The 5,984-nt window shown below is 62.6% G+C and carries 7 protein-coding genes; 5 read left to right on the top strand and 2 right to left on the bottom strand.

What is annotated here, in order from left to right; all coding sequences use genetic code 11:
• The coding region (locus tag B3E94_RS17875; RefSeq protein ID WP_286914511.1) for a hypothetical protein at window positions 1–209 on the bottom strand (209 nt) is incomplete at its 3' end.
• A gap of 33 nt (window positions 210–242) precedes the next feature.
• On the opposite strand from B3E94_RS17875, the gene ppk2 reads away from it, so the two are divergent.
• Both ppk2 and B3E94_RS17865 read left to right on the top strand, forming a co-directional pair.
• A complete protein-coding gene (gene ppk2 / locus B3E94_RS17870) occupies window positions 243–1,232 on the top strand; it encodes a polyphosphate kinase 2 (protein ID WP_286914510.1) in 990 nt (329 codons plus the stop codon).
• 61 nt (window positions 1,233–1,293) lie between these two features.
• Window positions 1,294–1,737, top strand: a complete 444-nt coding sequence (locus B3E94_RS17865; RefSeq protein ID WP_176518106.1) for a hypothetical protein — start codon at window positions 1,294–1,296, stop codon at window positions 1,735–1,737.
• A 171-nt stretch (window positions 1,738–1,908) separates the two neighbouring features.
• On the opposite strand, the gene gabP is transcribed toward B3E94_RS17865, so the two are convergent.
• Window positions 1,909–3,294, bottom strand: coding sequence for a GABA permease (gabP, locus tag B3E94_RS17860; protein ID WP_176518105.1), 1,386 nt, complete (start codon window positions 3,292–3,294; stop codon window positions 1,909–1,911).
• Window positions 3,295–3,945: 651 nt separating this feature from the next.
• On the opposite strand from gabP, the gene B3E94_RS17855 reads away from it, so the two are divergent.
• From B3E94_RS17855 to B3E94_RS17845, 3 genes are all read left to right on the top strand, one after another.
• Window positions 3,946–4,719, top strand: a complete 774-nt coding sequence (locus tag B3E94_RS17855) for an ABC transporter ATP-binding protein (protein WP_176518104.1) — start codon at window positions 3,946–3,948, stop codon at window positions 4,717–4,719.
• 13 nt (window positions 4,720–4,732) lie between these two features.
• Complete coding sequence (locus B3E94_RS17850) at window positions 4,733–5,494, top strand: ABC transporter substrate-binding protein (protein ID WP_008091477.1); 762 nt, start codon at window positions 4,733–4,735, stop codon at window positions 5,492–5,494.
• A gap of 54 nt (window positions 5,495–5,548) precedes the next feature.
• The coding region (locus B3E94_RS17845; protein WP_286914508.1) for an ABC transporter permease subunit at window positions 5,549–5,984 on the top strand (436 nt) is incomplete at its 3' end.

The raw sequence follows: 5,984 nt of genomic DNA, 5'->3' as shown, positions 1-5,984 counted from the left end.
TGCGGGTTTTTTGTTGCCTGCGATTTTTGCTGCAGGGTTGGCAGGTCCCGGCTTGGGATCGGCTGCCACAGCAACCCACCTACCCCGCCGCTACGGCCATCAATTCGTAGCTGTTTCAAACTGCTTATGGTCTCACTACAACTCAGCCAGTAAGCCCTCTCGTCTTGATCGATATCAACAAGCCATCCTTCGCACGATTCCACAATCACAAATGGACACCGAATCAACCCGCAAGGACCCCCATGAGCGAAGAATCCCCCCTCCTGCTCCCCGCCCCCGATAAACCCTCGACCAACGCCTCCCCCACCCCGCGCCCTCGCCGCCCACGCCAGCGCAAGCCCGAGCCCAGCATCACCGAGATCAGCCAGCAACCCGCTGCGCTCGAAGTGGCCACTGCGCCCAAAGGCAGCAACGAAGACAGCACCTCGGCGCGCCTGCCGGCCAGCTACCCGTACCGCACCCGCCTGCGCCGCCAGGATTACGAGAAGGCCAAGCACGCGCTGCAGATCGAGCTGCTGAAGGTACAAAGCTGGGTCAAGGAAACCGGCCAGCGGGTGGTGATCCTGTTCGAAGGGCGCGACGCGGCGGGCAAGGGCGGCACCATCAAGCGCTTCATGGAGCACCTGAACCCGCGTGGCGCGCGGATCGTCGCGCTGGAGAAGCCTTCCGAGCACGAGCTGGGCCAGTGGTATTTCCAACGCTACATCCAGCACCTGCCCACGGCCGGCGAAATGGTCTTCTTCGACCGCTCCTGGTACAACCGCGCCGGGGTCGAGAAGGTGATGGGCTTCTGCTCGCCGTTGCAGTACCTGGAGTTCATGCGCCAGGCGCCGGACCTTGAGCGCATGCTGTGCAACAGCGGCATCCTGCTGTTCAAGTACTGGTTCTCGGTGAACCGCGAAGAGCAGCTGCGCCGCTTCATCTCGCGCCGGGATGACCCGCTCAAGCACTGGAAGCTGTCGCCCATCGACATCAAGTCGCTGGACAAATGGCAGGACTACACCGCCGCCAAGGAGGCGATGTTCTTCCACACCGACACCGCCGATGCGCCGTGGACGGTGATCAAGTCGGATGACAAGAAGCGCGCGCGGATCAACTGCATCCGCCACTTCCTGCATTCGCTGGACTATCCGGGCAAGGACCACAGCGTGGCGCATGCGCCCGATGAGCTGCTGGTTGGCCGGGTGGCGCGTGGCTTCGAGGAAGATGAGGGTTCTGCGCTGGGCAGTTGAATAGCCGGGACTGCTGCGCTTCAATACGCGCACTTTCAGGACACACCCAAGGAATCGCCCCATGGCCTCCAATACCAAGCAACAAAAACGCGCCAAGCGCGCCGCCAGCAAGGCCAAGCAAAACCGCATGGTGCGCAGCGGCCAGGCGGTGAAGGCCAGCGCCGGTGACAGCGCCAGCATCGAGCAGGTGTTCCACAAGGCCATGGAGTCGGACAGCTACAAAGAGCTGTTCAACAAGATGAAAGAAGCGCAGCAAACCAGCCTGGTGGCGATGATCTCGGTGTTCCTGGTCGACCCGCTGCTGGCACTGGTGCTCAAGGGCCACAAGGAAGAGCACGCCACCGACTACATCGTGCTGGTGTTCAATGCCTACCGCACCTGGCTCGACGGCGCCGACGAAGACACCACCATGGCTTGGCTTGAGAGCGACGAGTTCCAGCAAGCCTACATCACCGCTTCCGAGGTGGTGGCCAAGCAGCAGCAACAGCAGAAGCAGTTCGGCTGAGGCCTCACTGGCCCTATCGCCGGCAAGCCGGCTCCCACAGGATAGCCACCGCCCGCCCTGAAGCTGGCAGGCCCCGTGGGAGCCGGCTTGCCGGCGATAGGGCCGGAGCAGACAAACAAAAGGCCGCGCCCTACACCGGGCGCGGCCTTTTTTCATTGCAGCCAGCGCAGGTCAGTTATCCAGCGCCACCCGCCCTGCAGCCTCGCGCTTGCGATGCACCAGCAAGCCCGCCGCCACCACGCCAATGCTCAGCAGCGCCGTCGCGATGATCTCGGCGCGGTGATCCTCACGCAGCGCCATCACCACCAAAATGGCAACGATGAAGGCAATGGTCGCCCAGGTCAGCCCCGGGAACAGCCACATCTTGAAGGCGATCTTCTCGCCCCGCGCTTCACGCTGGCTGCGCATGCGCAGCTGGGAAATGGCAATCACCAGGTACACCAGCAGCGCGATGGCGCCGGAGCTGGCCAGCAGGAACTCGAACACCTGGGCCGGCGCCACGTAGTTGGCGAACACGCACAGGAACGCCGCCGCAGTCGACATCAGCACCGCCACATGCGGGGTAGCCGCCTTGGTGGTGCGCTGGGCAACCGCCGGGGCATCGCCACGCTTGCTCAGCGAGAACAGCATGCGCGAAGAGGTGTACAGCGCCGAGTTCAGGCAGCTGGTGACGGCGATCAGCACGACGATGTCGACGATCAGCTTGGCGTTCGGCACACCGATGCGGCTCAGCACGGTCTGGTAGGAGCCGGTTTCGGCCAGCGCCGGGTCGTTCCACGGCACCAGGGCCACCACCAGGAAGATCGACACCAGGTAGAACAGGCAGATACGCCAGATCACCGAGTTGGTGGCGCGGCTGATCTGCTTGCCCGGGTCTTTCGATTCGGCCGCCGCGATGGTGACGATCTCGGTGCCCATGAACGAGAACATGGTGGTGAGCATGGCCGCCAGCACCGCGCCCAGGCCATTGGGCATGAAGCCCTGGGTGTCGAACAGGTGGCTGGCACCGCTGACCTGGCTGTTAGGCACGAAGCCGAACATGGCAGCGCAACCGACCACGATGAAGCCGATGATCGCCAGCACCTTGAGCAGGGCGAACCAGAACTCGAACTCACCGTAGTTCTTCACGCTGCACAGGTTGGTCGCGGTCAGCGCCAAGGTAATCAGGAGGGAGAAGGCCCACAGGTCGACTGCCGGGAACCAGGCATGCAGGATCGCTGCAGCCGCGTTGGCTTCCAGCGGGATGACCAGCACCCAGAACCACCAGTACAACCAGCCAATGGTGAAACCGGCCCAGCGGCCAATGGCGCGGTCGGCGTAGGTGGAGAACGAACCGGTATCCGGCGAAGCGATGGCCATCTCGCCAAGCATGCGCATCACCAGCACCACCAGGGTACCAGCAGCGGCATAGGCCAGCAGCACGGCAGGGCCGGCGGCAGCGATGGCGTGGCCGGAGCCGACGAACAGGCCGGCACCGATGACGCCAGCAATGGACAGCATGGTGACATGCCGTTGTTTGAGCCCCTGAGCGAGGTCATTGGAATTGTTACCGCTCATAAAACTACCTTTGTAAGGAGTGGACCACCCGACTGCGAGTACGAAGCGCGCCCGGGGTTGATTTAGGCGTCGCTGCAATCGGCGGTTTCCAGACGGCAATAAGTGGGCCATGTGCTGAATGCATTCGTCAGATGAAACCGGCGGGCCGTAAAGGACGCGGCTTGCAGGGCTTTCGGCCAACAACTGGCAGAATGGCCGCCAAATCCACAGGGAAAGGCTGGATTACGGAAATACCCACTTACAAATGCACCAGAGGTGCCCCTCGGTAACACCTTTGCACTATTGCAAGGCAAAAAAGTGCAACCTTGGGTACAACCTTTTTCTGTGCGGGCCCTGTCGCGGCTGCAGCCGCTCCTACGGAGGGCGAGGGCAACCTTGAGGGCGGCTTTAGCCGCGATAGGGGCAAAACTGCTTCCCAGTCCCGCCCAAAGCTGGCACCATCGCGCCTTTTTTCATCAAGGCTCTGGAGCTGGGCGACACCTGCGCGGACATCTGCGCGACGTTGCACTGCAGCGATGCGACAAACTGCCCCAGCACTGCCCCGAGCCCCCTGCGACCCTGTTGGCCGCCCTGATGCCGCTATGCTAGCTTGGCGCACGCCAGGAAGGCCGCCAACAGCTGGGAACGCACCCGAACACATGAGGACCGCACATGGCCCAGGCCACGCCCGCGCTGGAAATCCGCAATCTGCACAAACGTTACGGCGAGCAGGAAATTCTCAAGGGCATTTCGCTGACCGCGCGTGACGGTGACGTGATCTCCATCCTGGGATCGTCCGGCTCCGGCAAGTCCACCCTGCTGCGCTGCATCAACCTGCTGGAAAACCCGCACCAGGGCGAAATCCTCGTGGCCGGCGAAGCGCTCAAGCTCAAGGCCGCCAAGAACGGCGACCTGATTGCCGCCGACAACCGCCAGATCAACCGCCTGCGCAGCGAAATCGGCTTCGTCTTCCAGAACTTCAACCTGTGGCCGCACATGTCGATCCTCGACAACATCATCGAGGCGCCACGCCGCGTGCTCGGCCAGAGCAAGGCCGAGGCCATCGAAGCCGCCGAGGCGCTGCTGAACAAGGTCGGCATCTTCGACAAGCGCCACAGCTACCCCGCCCAGCTTTCCGGTGGCCAGCAGCAGCGTGCCGCCATCGCCCGCACCCTGGCCATGCGGCCTAAAGTCATCCTGTTCGACGAGCCAACTTCGGCGCTCGATCCGGAAATGGTCCAGGAAGTGCTAAACGTTATCCGCGCACTGGCCGAAGAAGGCCGTACCATGCTGCTGGTGACGCACGAGATGAACTTTGCCCGCCAGGTGTCCAGTGAAGTGGTTTTCCTGCACCAGGGCCTGGTTGAAGAGCAAGGATCGCCGCAGCAGGTCTTCGAGAACCCGACCTCGGCGCGTTGCAAGCAATTCATGTCCAGCCACCGCTAACGGAGCAACACGAATGCAGACCTACAAGAAATTCCTCCTGGCAGCCGCTGCCACGCTGGTGATGTCGGCCAACGCCATGGCAGCAGAAAAACTGCGCATGGGTATCGAAGCCGCCTACCCACCGTTCAACAACAAGGATGCCAGCGGCCAGGTCGTCGGCTTCGACAAGGACATCGGCGACGCCCTGTGCGCCAAGATGAAGGTCGAGTGCGAAGTCGTCACCTCCGACTGGGACGGCATCATCCCGGCCCTGAACGCCAAGAAGTTCGACTTCCTGATCTCCTCGCTGTCGATCACCGACGAGCGCAAGCAGGCCGTTGACTTCACCGACCCGTACTACTCGAACAAGCAGCAGTTCATCGCGCCGAAAAACGTCGATTTCAAAACCGACGATAAATCGCTCGAAGGCAAGACCATCGGCACCCAGCGCGCTACCCAGGCTGCAACCTGGCTGGACGATCACGGCGGCATGGACGGCAAGTTCAAGGTCAACCTGTATGACGGCCAGGAAAACGCCTACCTGGACCTGACCTCCGGCCGCCTCGACGCCATCCTGGCCGACAAGTACGCCAACTACGACTGGCTGAAGTCCGAAGCCGGCAAGAACTATGAGTTCAAAGGTGAGCCGGTCAACGACAGCGACAAGGTCGGCATCGCCGTGCGCAAAGGCGACGATGAGCTGCGCAACAAGCTCAATGCCGCACTGAAGGAAATTGTCGCCGACGGCACCTACAAGAAGATCAACGACAAGTACTTCCCGTTCAGCATCTATTGATTCGCCCCGACCGGTACGCCTTTGGGCGTGCCGGTCCCTAGAACGACCCTGCCCATGAATATCGACCTGCACGGATTCGGTCCGGCCCTGGCGGCTGGCACCCTGATGACCGTAAAACTGGCGCTTTGCGCCTTGCTGCTGGGCCTGGTCCTGGGCCTGCTCGGCGCCCTGGCCAAGACTTCCGCGGTCAAGCCACTGCAATGGCTTGGCGGCTTCTACTCGACCCTGGTTCGCGGCGTGCCCGAACTGCTGTGGGTGCTGCTGATCTATTTCGGCACCGTCGGGCTGATGAACAGCCTCGGCGCCGCCTTCAACAACCCCGGCCTTGAACTCAGCGCCTTCGCCGCCGGCGTCATCGCCCTGGGCCTGTGCTTTGGCGCCTACGCCACCGAAGTGTTCCGTGGCGCCATCCTGGCCATCCCCAAGGGCCACCGCGAGGCCGGCCTGGCGCTGGGCCTGTCGAAGGCGCGCATCCTGTCGCGGATCATCC

Source organism: Pseudomonas sp. UBA6315 (assembly GCF_002438125.1).
Lineage (GTDB): Bacteria > Pseudomonadota > Gammaproteobacteria > Pseudomonadales > Pseudomonadaceae > Aquipseudomonas > Aquipseudomonas faucium.
This window is presented reverse-complemented; position numbering and strand designations above follow the sequence as displayed.

Excerpts from the sequence above, each read along its gene's own strand:
- ppk2 (WP_286914510.1), top strand. The coding sequence starts at position 243 with ATGAGCGAAGAATCCCCCCTCCTGCTCCCCGCCCCCGATAAACCCTCG.
- B3E94_RS17865 (WP_176518106.1), top strand. The coding sequence starts at position 1,294 with ATGGCCTCCAATACCAAGCAACAAAAACGCGCCAAGCGCGCCGCCAGC.
- gabP (WP_176518105.1), bottom strand. The coding sequence starts at position 3,294 with ATGAGCGGTAACAATTCCAATGACCTCGCTCAGGGGCTCAAACAACGG.
- B3E94_RS17855 (WP_176518104.1), top strand. The coding sequence starts at position 3,946 with ATGGCCCAGGCCACGCCCGCGCTGGAAATCCGCAATCTGCACAAACGT.
- B3E94_RS17850 (WP_008091477.1), top strand. The coding sequence starts at position 4,733 with ATGCAGACCTACAAGAAATTCCTCCTGGCAGCCGCTGCCACGCTGGTG.